Below are 1,940 nucleotides of genomic sequence, written 5' to 3'. Positions count from 1 at the left end.
CCGCGGCCGCGGCGGCCCGCGCTGCATGAGCATGCCCTTCTGGCGCGAGGACCTCTAAGGTCTTCAAGGACCCGTACAGGTCATAATACATACATCTAGCTGCCATTAGATGTCTCCCATTGGGGCGGTGCGGGTTTTCGCACCGCCCCAATCTTGTATGAGGAACGTCAACACGATTGGATGACTGCTTTTGTAAGGAGCTTGGCTATGGACATCAAGACGATTGGCGTTGAGGAATGGCTCAACGTTTGGGAGAAGAGCGCCACGTGGGACATCGCCCAGTCGACGATCTCGTCGCTCACCATGGGCGAGCTGCGCGCGCTCGATGAACAGGACGGCGCCACGTTCTACGAGCGCCTGGACCGCGAGAAGATGAACTACGGCTGGATCGAGGGCTCGCCGGAGTTTAAGGCCGAGGTTGCCAAGCTGTATCGTCGGGAGGTCAATCCCGATCACATTCTGCAGACCAATGGCTGCACGGGCGCTAACCTCAACGCCATCATGGCTGTGGTCGAGCCCGGCGACCATGTTATCGCCGAGTGGCCCACCTACGCGCCGCTCTACGAGATTCCGCGCACGCTGGGCGCCGAGGTCGAGTATTGGGAGCTTCGCGAGGAACTCGGCTGGAAGCCCGATATCGAGGAACTCAAGCGCTTGGTGCGTCCCAACACCAAGCTCATCTGCATCAACAACGCATCTAACCCCATCGGTACGGTGCTCGATGCCGATATGCTCGGCCAGATTGCCGAGATCGCCCGCTCGGTGGGCGCCTACGTGCTGTGCGACGAGGTATATCTGCCGCTCGAAAACACTGAGTCCTTTATGTCGATGGTCGACGTGTACGAGAGGGCCATTGTCACCAACTCGTTGTCGAAGACCTATTCGACACCTGCGGCCCGCGTGGGCTGGGTCCTGGCAGACGAAGAGATATCCAGCCGCATCCGCACCTATCGCGATTACACCATGATCTGCGGCGGTGTGTTCAACGACGCCCTGGCGACCTATGTGCTTGAGCACAAGGATAAGATTCTCGAGCGCAATCGCAAGATCGTGTTTGGCAACCGCGATATCGCGCAGGCTTGGATCGATACGCAGCATCGCGTTTCCTGGACGGCCCCGCAGGGCGTGTCCACCTCGTTTATCCAGCTGGATATTCCCGAGGATGACGAGGAGTTCTGCAGGCGCCTGCTGTCCGAGAGGGGAGTGCTGCTGGTCCCCGGTAGCCGTTTTGAGCTTCCCTGCGGCGCACGCCTGGGCTACTGCGCGAGCGAGGACGTTCTGCGCGAGGGCCTGAGGCTTTTGGGCGAGGCACTGGCGGAGTTCGATCGCTAGGATTCCGATGGTCTTCGGGGGCCTTATCCAAATTAGCCGAAGATAATCGAAAACGGACCCGTTTCCCTAGGGGAAGCGGGTCCGTTTTTCTATACCGAGAAGTCAAGTTGTTACAAATGGGGCCGTAAAGCGAGGCGGTATCCGCTGGGCCTTATACTGAGTTTCCGGTGAACGGTATCAAGCGTCTGGTAAACGGTAATTTATTTATCAGAAATGAATAGGACAAACTTTTTTCTGAATAAAAATGAAAATGGTTGAGACGCGGTGTGAACCGCTAATTCTATTCATAGCTTTATTGGAAATATGCAATTTGAGGATGGTTTAACAAAGTTTAGTTCCATTTGATTTTAGGATTAAAACGCGTTTAAGCACGTAAATACGCTTTATTAAGATGAAGTGTGCCATGCGTGAAGTATATGTGTATGCCGTTCACCCCCTATAAAAAACCGTTCGGGGGCAAGGTGGAAGTATGAGCTGATTTTGGATATAAATATGTCGTCAGCAATAACGCCTCACACGGAGGGGCGCTAACGAATCGGCCCTGACAAGGGCCCGAAAGAAAGGTAGGAGGCCATGACGAAAGGTCTGCACGTGCCTTCCGAGATCGG

Annotated in this window: 1 protein-coding gene; it reads left to right on the top strand. The window is 55.3% G+C overall.

Going from position 1 to position 1,940, the window contains the following annotated elements:
* Window positions 1-207 precede the first annotated feature (207 nt).
* On the top strand, window positions 208-1,332 hold the full coding sequence (locus DW870_RS09190; protein WP_117770654.1) for an aminotransferase: 1,125 nt from the start codon (window positions 208-210) through the stop codon (window positions 1,330-1,332).
* Window positions 1,333-1,940 lie beyond the last annotated feature (608 nt).

It is taken from the genome of Collinsella sp. AM38-1BH (assembly GCF_003467545.1).
GTDB lineage: Bacteria > Actinomycetota > Coriobacteriia > Coriobacteriales > Coriobacteriaceae > Collinsella.
Note: the sequence above shows the minus strand (reverse complement) of the source record. Positions and strands in the feature narration are given on the sequence as shown.